The organism is Frigoribacterium sp. CFBP 13707, from assembly GCF_014842245.1.
GTDB lineage: Bacteria > Actinomycetota > Actinomycetes > Actinomycetales > Microbacteriaceae > Frigoribacterium > Frigoribacterium endophyticum.
The window spans coordinates 48,013-65,690 of the sequence record NZ_JACYVL010000006.1 but is presented as its reverse complement, the minus strand read 5'-3'; the positions used below and the strand labels follow the sequence as shown (position 1 = coordinate 65,690).

Sequence of the window (17,678 nt, the reverse complement as noted above, 5' to 3'; positions counted from 1 at the left end):
CACCGTGGTGCCGGGGTCGGGTGCTTGGATGGGAGGCATGACACACGACCCCCAGACCAAGCCCGAGATCGACGCTCCCACCGGCCCGGCCCCCGCCGACCTCGAGATCAGCGACATCACCGTCGGCGACGGCGCCGAGGCCCAGCGCGGCTCGACCGTCGACGTCCACTACCTCGGCGTCGAGTTCGACTCCGGCGAGGAGTTCGACTCCTCCTGGAGCCGCGGCGAGTCCGTGAACTTCCCCCTCGCCGCGCTCGTCCAGGGCTGGCAGGAGGGCATCCCCGGCATGAAGGTCGGCGGCCGCCGCCAGCTCGTCGTCCCGCCGCAGCTGGCCTACGGCCCCGCCGGCAGCGGCCACCCGCTCTCGGGCAAGACCCTGATCTTCGTCATCGACCTCCTCGGCGTCAGCTGATGGCCCTGCGTCCCGCCCCGTCGGTCGGCCTGGCCGACGGGCACACGATCCCCGCGCTGGGGCTCGGCACCTACGGCATGGACGGCGACGAGGGCGCGGCGCAGGTCGCCGGCGCGATCGAGTCGGGCTACCGCCTCCTCGACACCGCCCTGAACTACGGCAACGAGGGCGCCGTCGGCGAGGCGATCCGCCGCGTCGACGTGCCCCGTGACGAGCTCGTCGTCACGACCAAGCTGCCCGGCCGCCACCACGGCTACGAGGAGGCCCTGGCCAGCTTCGAGGAGAGCCGGGCGACGCTCGGCGTCGACGTCGTCGACCTCTACCTGATCCACTGGCCGCTGCCCCGGGTCGACAAGTACGTCGACGCGTTCCGCGCCTTCGTGAAGCTGCAGGAGGACGGCCTCGTCCGCTCCGTCGGCGTCTCGAACTTCACCGAGGCCCACCTGCAGCGCCTCGCCGACGAGACGGGCGTCGTGCCCGTCGTCAACCAGGTCGAGCTGCACCCGTACTTCCCGCAGGCCGAGCTCCGCGCGGTGCACGAGCGGATGGGCATCGTCACCGAGAGCTGGAGCCCGCTCGCCAAGCAGAGCGAGCTCCTGACGGAGTCGGTGGTCACCGAGATCGCCCGTGCCCACGGGAAGACGCCCACGCAGGTCGTCCTCCGCTGGCACGTCCAGCTGGGCGCCGTGCCGGTGCCGAAGTCGGCCGACCCCGGCCGGCAGCGCGAGAACCTCGACGTCTTCGACTTCGAGCTCACCGAGGCCGAGGTCGTCGCGATCAGCGGCCTGGAGCGCGGCCGGCTGTGGGACGGCGACCCGGAGACGCACGAGGAGTTCTAGGCCCTCACCGCGCCTCCGGCACGACCCCGGGACCGCACCGACCCGCACCGGGCCGGTGCGGTCTCGTCGTGGTGCCCGCGGCCCCGGCGGCACCGGGGGTGGAGCCGGGGGGAGTCGCGTGGACGGTAGACTGATGCGCCGACTTTCCCGAGGGGTGCGACCGCCAGTGACATCATCCGAGCTCGACCGCGAACGCTCCTACGTGGGCACGCTCTACGCCCGTCTCGACGAGCTCAAGGAGGACGCCCGCGTGCGCCTCGAGCGCGTCCGGGCCGAGTCCGTGGGCGGCAACCACCAGAGCCGCAGCGAGCGCGACGCCTACGCACGTCTCTACGAAGACACCATCGCGCAGCTCGGCGCCGTCGACGAGCGCCTCGCCTTCGGCCGCCTCGAGCTCGAGCAGCCGGACGAGCTGGGCCAGGGCGACGCCGTGGCGATGCCCGGCACGGGCGGCCGCTACCGCTACATCGGCCGCATCGGCCTCCGTGACGAGCAGCACCACCCGATCCTGCTCGACTGGCGCGTGCCCGGCGCCAGCGCGTTCTACCAGGCCACGGCGGCGACGCCGATGGGCGCCCGGGCTCGTCGGCACCTGACCCTCGACGGCCGTCGCGTCACGCGCCTGGAGGACGAGGTCTTCGACCCCGAGCTGCTCGACCGCGACGACGTCCAGCTGCAGGGCGAGGGCGCCCTGATGGCGGCGCTCACCGCGCAGCGCACCGGCCGCATGACCGACATCGTCGCGACCATCCAGGCCGAGCAGGACGTCATCATCCGCTCGCCCCTCGACGGCGTGCTCGTCGTCCAGGGCGGGCCCGGCACCGGCAAGACGGCGGTGGCCCTCCACCGCGCCGCGTACCTGCTGTACTCGCACCGCGACCGCCTGCGCGGGTCGGGCGTGCTCGTCGTCGGCCCGTCGCGGTCGTTCCTCCGCTACATCGAGCAGGTGCTGCCGTCGCTCGGCGAGACCGGCGTCGTGCTCTCGAGCCTCGGCGGGCTCTACCCGGGCGTCGAGGCGCAGACCGACGACGCGCCAGAGGTCGCGGCCCTCAAGGGCTCGGCCGAGATGGCCGACCTGATCCGCCGGGCGGTGCGGTCGCGGCAGGTGCGACCGACGCAGCCGACGACGATCGACGTCAACGGCGAGCGGCTCGTCGTGCAGCCCGAGCTCGTCGCCGAGGCGATGCGCAAGGCGCAGGAGCGCGGCAAGCAGCACAACGTCGGCCGCGTGACCTTCAACAAGGCGGCTCTCTCGGCTCTGACCCGCCAGCTCGTGGCGCAGATGCGCGACCACGGCACGACCGTCGACGAGTCCGACGAGGCCGTGCTGCGCGAGGACATCCGCCAGACCCACGACGTCAAGGTGCTGCTGAACACCGCGTGGCTGCCCCTGTCGGCCGAGAAGCTGATCGAGGACCTCTACGCGCGCCCGCAGTGGCTCGCGACGATCACCCAGCGCTGGAGCCCGCGGCAGCGTGCCCTGCTGCAGCGGCCCCGCGGCTCCGAGTTCACGATCTCCGACGTGCCGCTGCTCGACGAGGCCGCCGAGCTGCTGGGCGAGTTCCAGGCCGGCGTCGACCCCGAGAGGCTGGCCCGCAAGCAGCAGCGCAAGCGCGACATCGAGAACGCCGAGCGCGCCATCGAGAACATGGGCGTGGAGGGCATGGTCTCGGCCGAGCAGATCGCGGGCGGCTTCGCCGAGCGCGCCGCGTCGATGACCACCGCCGAGCGCGCCGCCGGCGACCGCACCTGGGCCTTCGGCCACGTCGTCGTCGACGAGGCGCAGGAGCTCTCGCCGATGCAGTGGCGCCTGCTCTCGCGACGCTGCCCGCTGCGCTCGTTCACCGTCGTGGGCGACATCGCCCAGGCGTCGAGCCCCGCCGCGGCCTCCTCGTGGGACGTCGCGCTGCAGAGCCTGCTCGGTCGCCGTCGGGGCTCGTCGGTCGCCGGCACCTCGGCGCCCTGGCGCCTGGAGGAGCTGACCGTCAACTACCGCACGCCGAGCCAGATCGTCGACCACGCCGAGCGGCTGGCGATCGAGGCGGGGCTGCGCATCACGCCCAGCCGTTCCGTCCGGTCGAGCGAGTGGCCCGTGCGCGAGGTCGCCGTCGGGGCCGGAGGAGCAGGGGGAGTCGCGGGTCGTGACGCCCTCGTCGCCGCCGGCGTCGAGGCGGTCGCCGCCGACCGGGCCGTCGACGACTCCGGGACGCTGGCCGTCATCACCCCGCAGGGCCTGGTGGGCCCGCTCGTCGACCGGCTCGTCGAGCTGTTCCCGGGGCAGGTCGCCCCCGGCACAGCGTCGCTGACCAAGCCGATCTCGGTGCTCAGCCCCGCGACGTCGAAGGGCCTCGAGTTCGACGCCGTCGTGATCGTCGACCCCGAGGGCGTGCGGGCCTCGTCGGCCCGCGGCGCCGCCAGCCTCTACGTCGCGATGACCCGCCCGACGCAGCGCCTCACCGTCGTCGGCTAGCGCAGGGGCTGCTCCAGCCCGGCCGCCCGGTGGGCGGCCTCGGCGACCCGGTCGTGGTGGGCGCGCCAGCCCGTCGCGTCTCGGTCGGGCACGTTCGGGTCGCCCGGCCCGGAGCCGAGGCGACCGTCGACGAGCTCACGGGCGAGGTCGGCGTGCCCCGTGTGCCGGGCGGTCTCGACGCAGAGGTGCACGAGCACCGTGTGCAGCGTGACCTCCTGTCGACCCGCCGACCACCACGGCACGAGGCCGGGGGAGTCGAGGTCGAGCTCGCGCACCGTCGCGTCGGCGTGCTCGGCGGAGTGCCGGGCCAGGTCGACGATCGAGGCGCGGCTCTCGTCGGCGGTCGCCCACAGGTCGGCGTCGGGGTCGACCTCGTCGTCGGACCACGCGGGCGAGAGCGGCGACGGCCGGCCGAAGACGTCGCCGAGGTAGCCGAGCTGCACGAGGGCCGTGTGCTTGACGAGGCCGAGCAGGTTGGTCCCGCTCGGCACGAGCGGTCGACGGGCGTCGTGCTCGCCGAGGCCCTCCAGCTTGCCGAGCAGGTCGCCCCGCTGGCGAGAGAGGTAGCGCTGCAGCGTCTCCTTCTGGTCCATGGCCCCCAGGGTGCCGCGTCGCGGCTCCCGGCACCAGCCCCCGTCGCCCCCGTCGGCGTCGTGTCGGGTCGGGCAGGGGGCCGGCTCAGTTGTAGTCGGCGGGCCAGGCGAACCCGGGAGGCGCGGTGACGGCCTCGCCCGCCGGCGCGAGCACCAGCGCCACGTCCTCGAAGTCGCTGAGCCGGATGCCCGCGGGGTCGCCGCCGTAGCGGCTCCCGTCGACGAACACGGTGAGCGACCGCCCGTCGTCGCCCCCGAGGTCGCCCACGCCGGACTGGTCGAGGTGCACGCCCCACTCCGTGAAGAGCTGGCCGAGCACGAACGACTCACGGCGGGGCGACTCGACGTGGACGATGCCCGACGTGTCGTGCGTGTGGATCGGCGCCGCGAACTTCGTCCCCGAGTCGTGGCCGATGTCGCCGGGCACGGTCACCGGCTCGCCGTCGACGGTGATCGACAGGTGGCTGTGCACGTGCATGGCGAGGTCCTGGCCCCAGACGTTCTCGAGGCCGGCGAGCTCAGCCCGCCCGGGCCGGTCGTCGACGTCGGGCACCGGCCACGGCGGGGCGGTCTCGGCCCCGACGACGCGGGCGGGGTTCGACGACTGGGCCACCGCGACGCCGACCCCGCCGCCGACGACGACGAGCGCGCTGGCGACGAGGGGGAGGAGGGCCCGCCGGGAAGGGCTCATCGTTCCCCGGCGCCCGTGCCGGAGGCGGCACCGGCTCCCGTGGTGGAGGTCGCGCCGGCGCCCGTGGCAGAGGTCGCGTCGGCGTGAGGTGCGACGGCCGACCCGACCGTGCGCACCCGGTCGACGAGCTCGCGCCACGGTCCGGTGAGCTGCTGCTCGGGCAGCGTCGCCTCGCGCACGGGCTGGGCCTCGACGACGATCACCCAGACGAAGCGGTCGGGCTGCGCGCCGTCGGCGGTCGACGGCGTCGACAACCAGGGGAGGCCGTCGATGAGCACGAGCCACGACTCGGTGTCGGGCTCGGCCTCGACGTCGACCTGCCAGGACCGCGTGAGGCCCGCGAAGCCGCCGGTGCGCTGCACGGTGACGATCATGGCCGCGATGCTACCCCGGGTGCCCCGGGGCCGGCAGGGCGAGGGGAGGGCGACGGCAGGGCGACGGCAGGGCGCCCGCCGGGCGCTGGGGAGCGTGCCCGCCGCCCCGCCGCCCCGTCGCCCCGTCGCCCCGCCTCAGGCCGCGGGCAGCACCCCGACCCCGCGCCACCCCTCGGTCGTCGCGCGGGCCTCGCTCGACCCGGCGCCCCACCGCCCCTCCGCGGCGGCGACCGTGACGGCGGCGAACTCGGCGAACGTCGAGGCCGGCGACACGTCGCCGCTCGTGATCGCGTCGTACCAGACCTGCCCGGCGCGCTCCCACGCGGGGCCGCCGAGGGCCGTGGCCACGAGGTGGAAGGCCTTGTTGGGGATCCCCGAGTTGAGGTGCACGCCCCCGGCGTCCTCCGTCGTCTCGACGTAGTCGTCCATGTGGGCCGGCTGCGGGTCCTTCCCGAGCACGTCGTCGTCGTAGGCCGTCCCCGGGGCGGCCATCGAGCGCAGCGCCCGCCCCTGCACCTCGTCGGTGAAGAGGCCCTCACCGATCAGCCAGCTGGCCTCGTCGGCCGTCTGCCCGAGCAGGTGCTGCTCGACGAGCGCGCCGAAGACGTCGCTGATCGACTCGTTGAGCGCCCCGGACTGCCCCTGGTACTCGAGCGCCGTCGTGTACTGCGTCACCCCGTGCGCGAGCTCGTGGCCCACGACGCTCACCGACGCCGTGAAGCGGCGGAACACCTCGCCGTCGCCGTCGCCGAAGACCATCCGCCGGCCGTCCCAGAAGGCGTTGTCGTAGTCGAGCCCGTAGTGCACGGTCGCGTCGAGCGGCAGGCCCGAGCCGTCGATCGACGACCGGCCGTACGCCTCGAGGAAGAGCGCGTGCGTGGCCCCGAGGGCGTCGTAGGCCTCGGTGACGGCGACGTCGTCCGTCGGCGGCTCGCCCTCGCGGCGCACCACGCGGCCGGGCAGCTCCTCGGTGCCCCCGGCGTCCGAGATCGTGCGCTCGAGCGGGCCGTCGACGGCCACGGCGGCCTGACGGGCCGGAGGCACCGCCGCGCGGAGCGCCCGCACCTCCTCCATCTGCCGCAGGCCCTGGCGGGCGGCCTCGGGGGCCCGTGACAGGCGCGGCGAGTCGGCCCGGGCGAGGTGGTCGAGCAGGTAGGGCGGCACGATGAAGCGGGTCATGGCTGCACTCTCGCACCGGCCCCCGACATCGGCCCGACAGTTCACACGATCGTCACGGGAGGCGCTCCGGGGGCCCGCACCGCGCCTCCCGCAGGCCTGCGCCGCGCCTCCGACCGGCCGGCCCCCACACTCGCTCGGCGACCCGGCGCACGGGGCCGCCCCGCCGCCCCGGTAGCGTTGACCGGATGACCGCCTCCGACGCCTCCGCCCTGGTCGACCGCATGATCGCCGTCGTCCCCGACTTCCCCGTGCCGGGCATCCTCTTCCGCGACGTGACGCCGCTGTTCTCCGACGCGGACGCCTTCGCGACGGTGACGGCCGCGCTGAGCGAGCCCTTCGACGGCGCCTTCCAGGCCGTGGCCGGCATCGAGGCCCGGGGCTTCGCGCTGGCCGGCGGCATCGCGATCGAGCAGGGCGTCGGCGTGCTCACCGTCCGCAAGGCCGGCAAGCTCCCCGGCGAGGTGCTCAGCGAGAGCTACGCGCTCGAGTACGGCGAGGCGACCCTCGAGCTGCGCCCGAGCCAGCTGCCCGCGGGCACCCGGGTGCTCGTCGTCGACGACGTGCTCGCCACCGGCGGCACCGCCGAGGCGACCGTCACCCTCCTCGAGCGCGCGGGCTACGAGGTCGTCGGCATCGCCGTGCTGCTCGAGCTCGACGGCCTGCCCGGGCGCGACCGCCTCGCCTCCCGCCTGCCCGTCCACGCCCTCTCGAGCGCACCGGCCTAGGCCGGGGCCCTACGGCGCGGGCCAGCCGGGGAAGAGCAGCAGGCCGCAGCCCACGACGCAGGCCGCCGTCACCGCGACGAAGACGCCGACCCACAGCACTCCCGGCACGTGCGTCAGGCGGGCGAGCTGGTCGGCGTCCGACTGCGTCGACCCGCCGCGGCGGGCGCTGCGGCGGCGGCTGGACTGCAGCTCGAGCGAGGCACGGACGGCTCCGAGGCCGAGCACGCTGACGAGCGCAAGGCCGAACGACTGCTGCCACACCACGGGGGCGAGCCACGTCACGCCGCCGACGACGGCGGCCCCGACCAGCACGACCCAGAGCCCGAACCAGTTGCGGATCTGCACGAGCATCAGCGCCAGCAGCAGCACCAGCGCCCAGAGCAGCCCCGCCGCGAACCCCGCGGCGAGCAGCCACGAGGCCCCGAGCGCGGCGAGCGCGGGCGCCGGGTAGCCGGCCAGCAGCGTGACGACCATCCCGAGGCCGGTCGGCGGCCCGCTCGACACCGTGAGGCCCGAGGTGTCGCCGTGCAGGCGGATGCCCGAGAGGCGTCGCCCGCTGAGCACCGCGGCCAGGCCGTGCCCGCCCTCGTGCACGACGGTGACCGCGTGGCGCACGAGGCGCCAGGTCGTCGGGACGAGCACGAGCAGCGCCCCGACGGCGACCGCCGCGGCCGTCCACTCCGGCGGCAGGGGCGCGGCGCGCTCGGCGACCCGGGCCCAGAGGTCGGCGACGGTCTCGGGTGCGGTGGTCATCCGGCCAGCCTAGGAGGCGCCTCCCGGGCTCCGTCCGAGGGATGAACCTCGGCCGCCTGGCAGCTGTCTCGGCCGGGCGTGCCCCACCATGGAGGGATGCGCCGCGCCGTCCTCCTCCTCGCCACCCTCGCGTACCTCGCCGGGGTCGCCTGGATGACCCTCCGACCCACCGTCTACGGCGACGGCACCTCCGAGCTGCTCTGGCGGGTGCTCGACCTCGCCGCCCGGCACGAGGAGACCGACTGGATCACCTTCGCCCGGGTCGAGGCGGCCGCGAACGTCGCGATGTTCGTGCCGATGGGCATGTTCCCGGCGTTGCTGCTGCCGAAGCGGGCGTGGTGGGTCGGCGTCGTGGTCGGCCTCGTCGCGACCGTGGCCATCGAGTCGTACCAGGCGACGGTGCTGTCGGCGACGCGCTTCGCGGACCCGCAGGACCTCTTGATGAACACCCTCGGAGCCGCGATCGGCGCGGCCTTCGTCGGCCTCGTCCTGCCGAGGAGTCGCCGGTCGCGTCGCCGCGGCCGGTCGCCGCGGCAGAGCCCGGCCTGGTAAGCTCCTCAGGTTGCCGTCAGAACGGCCGCGGATCAAGAGAGCCTGCACATCCTGTGACGGGCGCCGCGCAACGAAGAGGAAGGGGATCCCAGACATGGCCCTTGCACCCGAAGTCAAGACTGCGATCATCGAAGAGTACGCGACGCACCCCGGCGACACCGGATCCCCCGAGGTCCAGGTCGCCGTGATGACGCAGCGCATCCTCGACCTGACCGAGCACCTCAAGGAGCACAAGCACGACCACCACTCGCGTCGTGGCCTCCTCCTCCTCGTCGGCCAGCGCCGTCGCCTCCTGGGCTACCTGTCCAAGGTCGACATCGAGCGCTACCGCACGCTGATCGGTCGCCTCGGTCTCCGTCGCTAGTCGACCGCACGTCTCGACGACGGCCCCCCTCCTGCACGCAGGAGGGGGGCCGTCCTCGTTCCGGGGCCGCCGAAGCGCCCGTCAGTACCAGTTGTTCGCGACGGAGTGCGCCCAGGCCGCGCACATCGTGCCGTACCGGCCGTGGATGTAGCTGAGGCCCCAGTCGACCTGGGTCCGGTAGTTCGTCCGCCAGTCGAGGCCGGCGCTGGCCATCTTCGAACCCGGCAGGGCCTGCGGGATGCCGTACGCGCCTCCCGACGGGTTCGTCGCGGTGGTCCGCCACCCCGACTCCTTGTTCCAGAGCTGGACGAGGCAGGAGTACTCGGCACCGGTGCCGACCTGGCTCGCGGCGTAGGCCTTCGCGCCGGCCGGGTCGTTCACGGCGCCGGACGGGGGAGCGGTCGAGCCCCCGGGGGCGGGGGCGGGCGCAGGGGCCGGTGCGGGGGCAGGAGCAGGAGCCGGAGCCGGCGCCGGGCGTGACCCGGGCGACGCCGAGCCGGAGCCCGCCGCCGGTGCGGTCGCCCGGGCGGCGGCGGCTGTCGCCGCAGCCGCGGCAGCCGCCGCCGCCCGCGCCTGCTCCGCGATCGCGGCCTTCTCCGCCTCGCCCTGCCGGTACTGCCGCTCGACCTCGGCCGAGGTGTCGTTGAGCGTCGCGAGCTGGGCGTACAGCTGGTCGGACTGCGTCGTGGCCGACGCGACCTCCGCGTCGGCGGCGGCCTGCGCGGCCGTCGCGTCGGCGGCCCGGTCGGCGGCCTCGTCGGCGAGCCGCGACTCCTCGGCCCGGGCGACCTGGGCCTGCGCGGTCAGCGAGGCGACCGTGCCGCTCGTCGTCGTCGCCGCGGCGAGGACCCCGCGCCACCGGTCGCCCAGCTGGGTGAGCGCCCCCAGCTGGTACAGCACCTGGTCCGGGTCGGTGGCGACGAGCAGCTCCGTCGACGGCGCCTGGGGGCCGCCGACCCGCGAGAGCCGCGCGGCGAGCTGTCCCGCCTGCTCGTGGGCCGCCTGCTCGGCGGCCACCGCCGCGTCGGCGTCGGCCTGCAGGCGGTCGGCCCGGGTGCCGGCGGCGGCCTCCTCGGCCGCGGCCTCCGCGCTGGTCGCGGTCGCCGCCACCGCGGCGTCCCCCCGTGCGGCGGCGGTGCGCTCGAGTCCGTCGAGCGCCGCCGTGACGGCGACGACCTGCGCCTGGGTCGCCGCGGCGTCGCCCCGTGCGGCCTCGACGTCGGCCCAACTGGGGGCCTCGGCCGCCGACGCGGGGCCCGCCCCGGCCAGGGTCGACAGCACGAGGGCGAGGGAGGCGGTGGTCGCGACCACGAGGCTCGCCCGGCGGGCGGCGCGGCCGGGTCGGCGGGAGGGAGCGGTCGGGGTCACGCGTCGACCTTAGCCGCGGAGCCCGCCCGCCTCCCGGCCCGCGGAGGCCCCGGTGCTAGGATCGCGCACGGAGCAGGCCGGTCTCGGCTGCTGGTCACCGGTGGTGACAGGCGGATCCCGCCCCGGTCCCGGCGCTCGTCAGCGTCGGTCGGGCAGGGGGCTCCGACCGTTCCCACTGTTGGCCAGACGAGCGACCGGCGCACCGCGCCGTCGTCCGTGCACGTCCTTCGTGCCCGCCGCCCCGCCCGCTCCGGATGCACATCGATGCCCACACGGGGCGTCGATGCAAAACAAAGAGGAGTAGCCCCCACATGGAGGGTCCAGAGATCAAGTTCGGCGAAGCCGTCCTCGACAACGGCAAGTTCGGCAAGCGCACCATCCGATTCGAGACCGGTCGTCTCGCCCAGCAGGCCCAGGGAGCCGTCGCCGCCTACCTCGACGACGACACCATGCTGCTGTCCGCCACGAGCGCCAGCAAGAAGCCGAAGGACAACTTCGACTTCTTCCCCCTCACCATCGACGTCGAGGAGCGCTCGTACGCCGCGGGCAAGATCCCCGGCTCGTTCTTCCGTCGCGAGGGCCGCCCCTCCACCGAGGCCATCCTCGTCTGCCGTCTCATCGACCGGCCCCTGCGCCCCTCCTTCGTCGAGGGCCTGCGCAACGAGGTCCAGGTCGTCATCACCGTCCTGAGCATCGCGCCCGACGAGTTCTACGACGCCCTGGCCATCAACGCGGCCAGCGCCTCCACCCAGATCTCGGGCCTGCCCTTCTCCGGCCCGATCGCCGGTGTCCGCCTCGCCCTCATCGGCGACCAGTGGGTGGCCTTCCCCAAGGCGTCGCAGCTGGCCGAGGCCGTCTTCGACCTGACCGTCGCGGGCCGTGTCGTCACCGACGCCGCCGGCAACGAGGACGTCGCGATCATGATGGTCGAGGCCGAGGCCACCGAGCACGCCTGGGGCCTCATCCAGGGCGGCGCCACCAAGCCCGACGAGGCCGTCGTGGCCCAGGGCCTCGAGGCCGCCAAGCCCTTCCTGAAGCAGCTGGTCGACGCGCAGTCCGCGATGGCCGCGCAGGCCTTCAAGGAGATCGCCGACTACCCGGTCTTCCTGCCCTACACCGACGAGGTCCTCGCCGCGGTCACCGAGGCCGCCGGCTCCGAGCTGTCCGAGGTCTACAAGATCGCCGGCAAGATCGAGCGCCAGGACGCCGACGACGTGCTCAAGGGCAAGGTCAAGGACGCCGTCGCGGCGAAGGTCGAGTCGGGCGCGCTGCCCGAGTCCGCCCTCGGCCAGGTCTCCGCCGCCTACAAGACGGCCACCAAGAAGGTCGTCCGCGACCGCATCCTCACCGAGCAGGTCCGCATGGACGGCCGCGGCCTGGCCGACATCCGTCCGCTCGACGCCGAGGTCCAGGTCATCCCGCGCGTGCACGGCTCCGCCATCTTCCAGCGCGGCGAGACCCAGATCCTGGGCGTCACCACGCTGAACATGCTCAAGATGGAGCAGCAGATCGACTCGCTGAGCCCGGTCACGAAGAAGCGCTACCTGCACCACTACAACTTCCCGCCCTACTCGACCGGTGAGACCGGCCGCGTCGGGTCGCCGAAGCGTCGCGAGATCGGGCACGGCTTCCTCGCCGAGCGCGCCCTCGTGCCGGTGCTGCCCAGCCGCGAGGAGTTCCCCTACGCGATCCGTCAGGTGTCCGAGGCCCTCGGCTCCAACGGCTCGACGTCGATGGGCTCCGTCTGCGCCTCGACCCTGTCGCTCCTCAACGCCGGTGTCCCGCTGCGCGCGCCCGTCGCGGGCATCGCCATGGGCCTCGTCTCCGACGAGGTCGACGGCCAGACCCGCTACGCGGCCCTCACCGACATCCTCGGTGCGGAGGACGCCCTCGGCGACATGGACTTCAAGGTCGCCGGCACGAGCGAGTTCGTCACGGCCATCCAGCTCGACACGAAGCTCGACGGTCTGCCGACCGCCGTGCTCGACGCCGCCCTGAAGCAGGCCAAGGAGGCGCGCACCGCCATCCTCAGCGTGCTCACCTCGGCGATCGACGCGCCCGACGAGATGGCCCCGACCGCGCCCCGCGTGATCTCGGTCCAGATCCCGCAGGACAAGATCGGCGAGCTGATCGGCCCGAAGGGCAAGACGATCAACGCGATCCAGGACGAGACCGGCGCCGACATCTCCATCGAGGAGGACGGCACCGTCTACATCGGCGCCGTCGACGGCCCCTCGGCCGAGGCCGCCCGCGCCCAGGTCAACGCCATCGCGAACCCGACCAACCCCGAGGTGGGCGAGCAGTTCCTCGGCACGGTCGTCAAGATCGCGTCGTTCGGCGCCTTCGTCTCGCTCCTCCCCGGCAAGGACGGCCTGCTGCACATCAGCGAGGTCCGCAAGCTGGCCGGCGGCAAGCGCGTCGAGAACGTCGAGGACGTGCTCGGGGTCGGCCAGAAGATCCTCGTCGAGATCACGAAGATCGACGACCGGGGCAAGCTGTCGCTCGCCCCGGTCGTGGCCGACGAGGCCGACACCGACTCGAGCGGCGCCGCCGGCGAGAGCGACGACGCGTCGGTCGACCTCGGCTAGTCGCTGACCGTCAGACACGGCCCGCCCCCGACCTCGGTCGGGGGCGGGCTTCGTCGTCTCCGAGAGCGTCGGGACGGCCCCCAGGAGGTGTGACGGACGGTGCTGCCGTGCCTCCTGAGGCCCCGAGGAGGCGCGCTCCGAGAATCTGAGGGATGTTCTCGTAACGATCGGGTGCGGCGGCGTGCCGAGCACCGCTCGGGCCCGTAGTCTCGACGTGAGGGCCCGATCCAGCTCGCCGTGACCGATGGTCGCCACGGTCGGCGGGGTCCTGTCGTCGGTGCCCGACGAGAGCCGCCAGACCAGCCTCGGAGGGGTGACGCGAGTGAGCGAGACCACGGCGCGCGCCACCGGTGCCGAGGCTCCCCGTGCCGCCCCCGCCCGCCCGCCGCGGCGCTCGTCCGTCACGGACGCGACCGTCCCCGTCGACCTCGGCGTGATCCAGCCGCGACGTCGCCTCGGCACGTCCGACCTCCGCGTCTTCCCGATGGCGATCGGCGGCAACGTCTTCGGCTGGACGGCCGACCAGACCGAGACCGAGGCCGTGCTCGACGCGTACTACGACCTGGGCGGCAACTTCGTCGACACGGCCGACTCGTACGCCGGCGGGCGCAGCGAGATCATGATCGGCTCGTGGATGAAGCGCCGCCGCTCCCGCGACGACGTCGTGCTGTCGACGAAGATCGGCAAGAGCGCCGACCACCCAGGGCTCACCCCGCGGGCGGTCGAGCGGGCCGTCGAGGCGTCGCTCGAACGGCTCGGCACCGACCACGTCGACCTCCTCTACCTGCACGTCGACGACACCGAGGTGGCGTTCGAGCGCACGCTGCTCGCCGTCGACCACCTCATCCGGGCCGGCAAGGTCCGGTGGTTCGGTGGTGCCCACCACTCGGGCAACCGTCTGTACGAGGCGCGCATCGCCGCGGGCATGCTCGGGGTGGCCCCGATGGTGGCGCTGCAGAACCAGTACAACCTCATGAACCGCACGGAGTACGAGGGCGGCCTCTCGAAGGTCGCCGCCCAGCTCGGGCTGGCCGTCATGCCGCGCTTCGCGCTGGCGAGCGGGTTCCTGACCGGCAAGTACCGCACGCGGGCCGACGTCTCGCGCACCCGCCGCGGCAAGGACGTCTCGCGCCACCTGACGAAGAAGGGCCTGCGGGTCCTCGCCGAGCTCGACCGGGTCGCAGCGGTGCACGACGTGTCGCCGGCCGCGATCTCCCTGGCGTGGCTGCTCGCGAAGCCGAACGTGGTGGCGCCGGTGGCGAGCGCCACGAGCGCGGCTCAGGTCGCCGAGCTCGCCCAGGCGGCTCAGGTCCGGCTCACGCGCACGCAGGTGCTGGAGCTCGACCGAGCCTCGGCCTGAGGCTCCGGGCCGGCAGGCCGGCAGCCGGGAGGCAGGGGTCAGGCGCTGAGGAGGCGCTCGACGGTGCGGCGCAGGGAGGCCGCGGCCGCGATGGCGTCGCCGGCGTAGGCGCCGATCTGCGCGCCGTCCCAGGCGAGCAGGAGGTCGTCGGCGGCGTCGCCGGGCATCGGGTGAGCGGCGTCCTTGAAGAGGTCGACGAGGGCGTCCGTCTGCCACTCGCGGTGCTCGGCGATGCTGGCGCGGACGGCGTGGGTCGGGTCGCTGAACTCGGACGCGGCGTTGGCCCAGGGCGAGCCCCGGTAGCCGGGGGCCTGCAGCTGCGCGACCACCGACTCCAGCAGGGACCGGATGCGCTCGACGCCGTCGGGGTGCTCCTCGACGAGGGCGGCCAGGGCCTCGACGTCGCGGTCGTGGCGGCCGGCGAGGTACTCGAGCACGAGGGTGTCCTTCGCGCCGAAGTGCTTGTAGAACGTGGCCTTGGTGACGCTCGACTCGGCGATCAGGCGATCGACGCCCACGACGCGGATCCCCTCGTCGGAGAAGAGGCGGTCGGCCGTCGTCAGCACGCGGGCGCGGGCGCCTGGCGTGGTCTGGTCGGCGCGGGGACGCCCAGGGAGACGCTGGACGGCCGGTTGGGGGGAATCGACCGTCACAGCGTGGCTCCTTGGGACTCGGTGGCTCGAGCCGCGTCGGGGGAACGCGTGCTCGGGACCTCCAGGACGTCCACAGCCGCCGACGACGACTGATCAGGGGGGTGGTGCCGCCGTCGGTGAGATCACTGTAGCACCGATGAGGACAGACGGACTCGTCTGTTTGTCCACACCCACGTCCCCCAGTTCGGGTGACGGCGCCGGAGGGCATCCCGTAGGCTCGCTCTGATGACCGGTCCTGTCTCCCTGCCCCTCGACGCGGTCGAGCTCTCCTTCGTCGCGACGGGCGACGCCCTCGTCCGCCGCAGCGTCCTGCCGACGGGGGTGCGCATCCTCAGCGAGCGCATGCCGGGCGCGCGCAGCGCCACGGTGGGCTTCTGGGTCGCGGTGGGCTCGCGCGACGAGCAGGAGGGCGAGCGGGGCTCGACCCACTTCCTCGAGCACCTGCTCTTCAAGGGCACGACGACGAGGTCCGCCCTCGACATCGCGGTGGCCTTCGAGTCGGTCGGCGGCGAGCACAACGCCGCGACCGCCAAGGAGTACACCTGCTACTACGCCCGCGTGCGCGACGTCGACCTCGACGACGCCGTCGACGTGCTGGCCGACATGCTGACGTCGGCCTCGCTCGACCCCGTCGAGTTCGAGACCGAGCGCGGGGTCATCCTCGAGGAGCTGGCGATGGCCGACGACGACCCGGCCGACGTCGCGGGCGAGCGCCTCTTCGAGTCGGTCTTCGGCGACCACCCCCTGGGCCGCCCCATCGGCGGCACCCCCGAGAGCATCCGCGCCGCGTCGCGCGACGACGTGCACCGCCACTGGCGCGAGAACTACCGGCCCCGCGACCTCGTCGTCACCGTCGCCGGCGCCGTCGAGCACGACCACCTCGTCGAGCGTCTCACGGCCGCCCTCGACCGGTCCGACTGGTCGACGGAGGCCGCGTCGCCCGTCGCCCGGCGGTCGACGGCCGCGGTCGTGCCCACGCCGGCCGAGCCCGTCACGATCGTGCGGCGCCCGCTCGAGCAGGCCACCGTCCTGCTCGGCCTGCCCGGCATCTCCGCGGCCGACGAGCGTCGCTCCTCGTTGGCCGTCCTCAACTCCGTGCTGGGCGGGGGCATGTCGTCGCGCCTCTTCCAGGAGGTCCGTGAGCGTCGCGGCCTCGCGTACTCGGTCTACTCGTTCGCGTCGAGCTACTCCGACGCCGGCGTGTTCGGCCTCTACGCCGGCTGCACGCCGTCGAACGCCGGTCGGGTGTCGCGCCTGATGCTCGACGAGCTCGACCGCCTCGCCGACGACGGCATCACCGACGACGAGCACCGCCGTGCGCTCGGCCAGCTGGGCGGCGCCGCCGCCCTCGCGCTGGAGGACAGCGACACGCGCATGAACCGGCTCGGCCGGGCAGAGCTCTCGCTCGGCGAGTTCGTCGACCTCGACGCCTCGCTCGACCGCATCGCCCGCGTCACCACCGACGACGTCCGCGAGCTCGCCGGGGCCCTGCGCGGCGGAGCCCTCTCGACGGTCGTCGTCGGCGACCTCGACGCCGCCGACCTCGCCGTGCCGAGCGCGCCCGACGTGCCCGGCCCGGCAGCCACCACCCCATGAACCAGGAGACGACGGTGTCCCACTACCTCTACCTCGTCCGGCACGGCGAACAGCAGGACGCCGAGCACGGGCTGCCCGACGGCCCGCTCTCCGAGCGGGGCAAGCGCCAGGCGCGCCTCATCGCCGAGCGCCTCGGCGGCGTCCCGTTCGACGCCGCGTGGCACTCCCCGCTCGAGCGGGCCGCCGAGACCGCCCGCATCATGACCGAGCGGCTGCCGGCCCTCGAGTCGCAGCCCTCGACGCTGCTCTTCGACTGCGTGCCGTCCGGCCCGACGCCCGACATGCCCGCGGCCTACAAGCCGTTCTTCGGCGGGGTGACCGACGAGGAGGTCGAGGCGGGGCAGGCGCAGATGGCCGACGCCGTCTCCGAGTGGCTGACCCCGGCCCGCGAGGACCGCCACGACCTCCTCATCACGCACAACTTCGTGATCGGGTGGTTCGTCCGCGAGGTCTTCGGGGCTCCGGACTGGCGCTGGATGGGCGTCAACCAGGCCAACGCCGGCCTGACGATCATCCGCGTCCGCTCGGCGAAGCCGCCGGAGCTCGTCACCCACAACGACCTCGGGCACCTGCCGGTCGAGCTCCGCACCGGCCTCCCGGTGGAGCAGCCGATCTAGCTCGGGGGAGCCGTGCGGCCCAGTGCCTTCCGGTACCAGGCCGTCGCGTTCGGGTTGGCGTTGTAGGGCTCGATCCGCTCGTAGCCCGACGAGCGGTAGAGGCTGCCGGCGGCCGCGAGGCTGTCGTTCGTGTCGAGCACGAGCTCGTCCGCACCGAGGTCGCGCGCCCGGCGCTCCAGCTCGTCGAGGAGCGCCCGACCGAGCCCCCGGCCCCGCCCGGCGGGGGAGACGAAGAGGTGCTTGACCTCGAATCGCACCTCGCCGCCGGGCCCCGGAGCCACGGCGCGGACGCCGCCGCAGCCGAGCGACGCCGACTCGTCGGGGCCCGGCGCCGCGCCGGCGTCCTCCTCGGCGACGACGAAGACGCCGGCGGGCGGCGTGAACGCGGCCGGGTCGGGGAGCGTGGTCACGTAGGCAGCCGGCCCGCCGGGGAAGGTGCGGGCCCGCTCGGCGAAGTAGGCGGTCAGCAGCTCGGCGGCGACGGGCGCCGTGACGTCGACGGGGCGGAACCTGCTCATGGGCACCATGCTAGGTCGCCCCGGGA

General features: G+C 74.1%; 18 protein-coding genes. 10 read left to right on the top strand and 8 right to left on the bottom strand.

Translation table 11 applies throughout. The annotated features are described in order from the left end of the window. The first annotated feature begins 37 nt into the window (after positions 1–37). The 3 genes from IFT45_RS11905 to IFT45_RS11895 all read left to right on the top strand — a co-directional run bounded on the left by IFT45_RS11905 (position 38) and on the right by IFT45_RS11895 (position 3,721). On the top strand, positions 38–412 hold the full coding sequence (locus IFT45_RS11905) for an FKBP-type peptidyl-prolyl cis-trans isomerase (protein ID WP_056056273.1): 375 nt from the start codon (positions 38–40) through the stop codon (positions 410–412). Further along, positions 412–1,251 (top strand): aldo/keto reductase, encoded by an 840-nt coding sequence (locus IFT45_RS11900; RefSeq protein WP_185232997.1) that lies wholly within the window; start codon positions 412–414, stop codon positions 1,249–1,251. The genes IFT45_RS11905 and IFT45_RS11900 overlap by 1 nt, the downstream gene beginning before the upstream one ends. Before the next feature lie 133 nt (positions 1,252–1,384). Continuing rightward, entirely contained in the window at positions 1,385–3,721 is a 2,337-nt protein-coding gene (locus IFT45_RS11895; protein WP_192128332.1) for a UvrD-helicase domain-containing protein, read from the top strand. Here IFT45_RS11895 and IFT45_RS11890 read toward each other — a convergent pair. From IFT45_RS11890 to IFT45_RS11875, 4 genes are all read right to left on the bottom strand, one after another. After that, positions 3,718–4,314 carry a DinB family protein gene (locus IFT45_RS11890; RefSeq protein ID WP_192128330.1) on the bottom strand — a complete coding sequence of 199 codons (597 nt, stop codon included), beginning with the start codon at positions 4,312–4,314 and terminating at the stop codon, positions 3,718–3,720. The two genes, IFT45_RS11895 and IFT45_RS11890, sit on opposite strands and share 4 nt — an antisense overlap. Before the next feature lie 85 nt (positions 4,315–4,399). Next, positions 4,400–5,005 carry a hypothetical protein gene (locus tag IFT45_RS11885; protein WP_192128328.1) on the bottom strand — a complete coding sequence of 202 codons (606 nt, stop codon included), beginning with the start codon at positions 5,003–5,005 and terminating at the stop codon, positions 4,400–4,402. Then, positions 5,002–5,379: a protealysin inhibitor emfourin gene (locus tag IFT45_RS11880; protein WP_192128326.1), complete on the bottom strand. Its 378-nt coding sequence runs from the start codon at positions 5,377–5,379 to the stop codon at positions 5,002–5,004. The genes IFT45_RS11885 and IFT45_RS11880 overlap by 4 nt, the downstream gene beginning before the upstream one ends. A 135-nt stretch (positions 5,380–5,514) precedes the next feature. Beyond that, entirely contained in the window at positions 5,515–6,558 is a 1,044-nt protein-coding gene (locus IFT45_RS11875; protein WP_192128324.1) for a M4 family metallopeptidase, read from the bottom strand. 185 nt (positions 6,559–6,743) lie between these two features. Here IFT45_RS11875 and IFT45_RS11870 point away from each other — a divergent pair, with 185 nt between their 5' ends. Next, complete coding sequence (locus IFT45_RS11870; RefSeq protein ID WP_056056260.1) at positions 6,744–7,283, top strand: adenine phosphoribosyltransferase; 540 nt, start codon at positions 6,744–6,746, stop codon at positions 7,281–7,283. A 9-nt stretch (positions 7,284–7,292) separates the two neighbouring features. Here the strand turns inward: IFT45_RS11870 and IFT45_RS11865 are convergent, their stop codons facing one another. Next, entirely contained in the window at positions 7,293–8,036 is a 744-nt protein-coding gene (locus IFT45_RS11865) for a M50 family metallopeptidase (RefSeq protein WP_192045959.1), read from the bottom strand. Positions 8,037–8,132: 96 nt separating this feature from the next. Between IFT45_RS11865 and IFT45_RS11860 the strand changes: the two genes are divergently transcribed. Beyond that, a complete protein-coding gene (locus IFT45_RS11860) occupies positions 8,133–8,588 on the top strand; it encodes a VanZ family protein (RefSeq protein ID WP_192128322.1) in 456 nt (151 codons plus the stop codon). 94 nt (positions 8,589–8,682) lie between these two features. Next, positions 8,683–8,952, top strand: coding sequence for a 30S ribosomal protein S15 (gene rpsO / locus IFT45_RS11855; RefSeq protein WP_056056254.1), 270 nt, complete (start codon positions 8,683–8,685; stop codon positions 8,950–8,952). A gap of 81 nt (positions 8,953–9,033) precedes the next feature. Here rpsO and IFT45_RS11850 read toward each other — a convergent pair whose 3' ends face one another. Further along, positions 9,034–10,320 (bottom strand): lytic transglycosylase domain-containing protein, encoded by a 1,287-nt coding sequence (locus tag IFT45_RS11850; RefSeq protein WP_371810990.1) that lies wholly within the window; start codon positions 10,318–10,320, stop codon positions 9,034–9,036. A gap of 311 nt (positions 10,321–10,631) precedes the next feature. Here IFT45_RS11850 and IFT45_RS11845 point away from each other — a divergent pair, with 311 nt between their 5' ends. Further along, positions 10,632–12,908 (top strand): polyribonucleotide nucleotidyltransferase, encoded by a 2,277-nt coding sequence (locus IFT45_RS11845; protein WP_056056250.1) that lies wholly within the window; start codon positions 10,632–10,634, stop codon positions 12,906–12,908. A gap of 322 nt (positions 12,909–13,230) precedes the next feature. After that, entirely contained in the window at positions 13,231–14,268 is a 1,038-nt protein-coding gene (locus IFT45_RS11840) for an aldo/keto reductase (RefSeq protein WP_235491232.1), read from the top strand. Between the two features lie 38 nt (positions 14,269–14,306). On the opposite strand, the gene IFT45_RS11835 is transcribed toward IFT45_RS11840, so the two are convergent. Beyond that, on the bottom strand, positions 14,307–14,921 hold the full coding sequence (locus IFT45_RS11835; protein WP_192128320.1) for a TetR family transcriptional regulator: 615 nt from the start codon (positions 14,919–14,921) through the stop codon (positions 14,307–14,309). A 225-nt stretch (positions 14,922–15,146) separates the two neighbouring features. Here IFT45_RS11835 and IFT45_RS11830 point away from each other — a divergent pair, with 225 nt between their 5' ends. Beyond that, on the top strand, positions 15,147–16,517 hold the full coding sequence (locus tag IFT45_RS11830; protein WP_056056244.1) for a pitrilysin family protein: 1,371 nt from the start codon (positions 15,147–15,149) through the stop codon (positions 16,515–16,517). Positions 16,518–16,531: 14 nt separating this feature from the next. Continuing rightward, entirely contained in the window at positions 16,532–17,134 is a 603-nt protein-coding gene (locus IFT45_RS11825; RefSeq protein ID WP_056058759.1) for a histidine phosphatase family protein, read from the top strand. Here IFT45_RS11825 and IFT45_RS11820 read toward each other — a convergent pair. After that, entirely contained in the window at positions 17,131–17,652 is a 522-nt protein-coding gene (locus tag IFT45_RS11820; protein ID WP_056056242.1) for a GNAT family N-acetyltransferase, read from the bottom strand. The two genes, IFT45_RS11825 and IFT45_RS11820, sit on opposite strands and share 4 nt — an antisense overlap. Positions 17,653–17,678 lie beyond the last annotated feature (26 nt).

Excerpts from the sequence above, each read along its gene's own strand:
- IFT45_RS11905 (WP_056056273.1), top strand. The coding sequence starts at position 38 with ATGACACACGACCCCCAGACCAAGCCCGAGATCGACGCTCCCACCGGC.
- IFT45_RS11900 (WP_185232997.1), top strand. The coding sequence starts at position 412 with ATGGCCCTGCGTCCCGCCCCGTCGGTCGGCCTGGCCGACGGGCACACG.
- IFT45_RS11895 (WP_192128332.1), top strand. The coding sequence starts at position 1,385 with ATGCGCCGACTTTCCCGAGGGGTGCGACCGCCAGTGACATCATCCGAG.
- IFT45_RS11890 (WP_192128330.1), bottom strand. The coding sequence starts at position 4,314 with ATGGACCAGAAGGAGACGCTGCAGCGCTACCTCTCTCGCCAGCGGGGC.
- IFT45_RS11885 (WP_192128328.1), bottom strand. The coding sequence starts at position 5,005 with ATGAGCCCTTCCCGGCGGGCCCTCCTCCCCCTCGTCGCCAGCGCGCTC.
- IFT45_RS11880 (WP_192128326.1), bottom strand. The coding sequence starts at position 5,379 with ATGATCGTCACCGTGCAGCGCACCGGCGGCTTCGCGGGCCTCACGCGG.
- IFT45_RS11875 (WP_192128324.1), bottom strand. The coding sequence starts at position 6,558 with ATGACCCGCTTCATCGTGCCGCCCTACCTGCTCGACCACCTCGCCCGG.
- IFT45_RS11870 (WP_056056260.1), top strand. The coding sequence starts at position 6,744 with ATGACCGCCTCCGACGCCTCCGCCCTGGTCGACCGCATGATCGCCGTC.
- IFT45_RS11865 (WP_192045959.1), bottom strand. The coding sequence starts at position 8,036 with ATGACCACCGCACCCGAGACCGTCGCCGACCTCTGGGCCCGGGTCGCC.
- IFT45_RS11860 (WP_192128322.1), top strand. The coding sequence starts at position 8,133 with ATGCGCCGCGCCGTCCTCCTCCTCGCCACCCTCGCGTACCTCGCCGGG.
- rpsO (WP_056056254.1), top strand. The coding sequence starts at position 8,683 with ATGGCCCTTGCACCCGAAGTCAAGACTGCGATCATCGAAGAGTACGCG.
- IFT45_RS11845 (WP_056056250.1), top strand. The coding sequence starts at position 10,632 with ATGGAGGGTCCAGAGATCAAGTTCGGCGAAGCCGTCCTCGACAACGGC.
- IFT45_RS11830 (WP_056056244.1), top strand. The coding sequence starts at position 15,147 with ATGACCGGTCCTGTCTCCCTGCCCCTCGACGCGGTCGAGCTCTCCTTC.
- IFT45_RS11820 (WP_056056242.1), bottom strand. The coding sequence starts at position 17,652 with ATGAGCAGGTTCCGCCCCGTCGACGTCACGGCGCCCGTCGCCGCCGAG.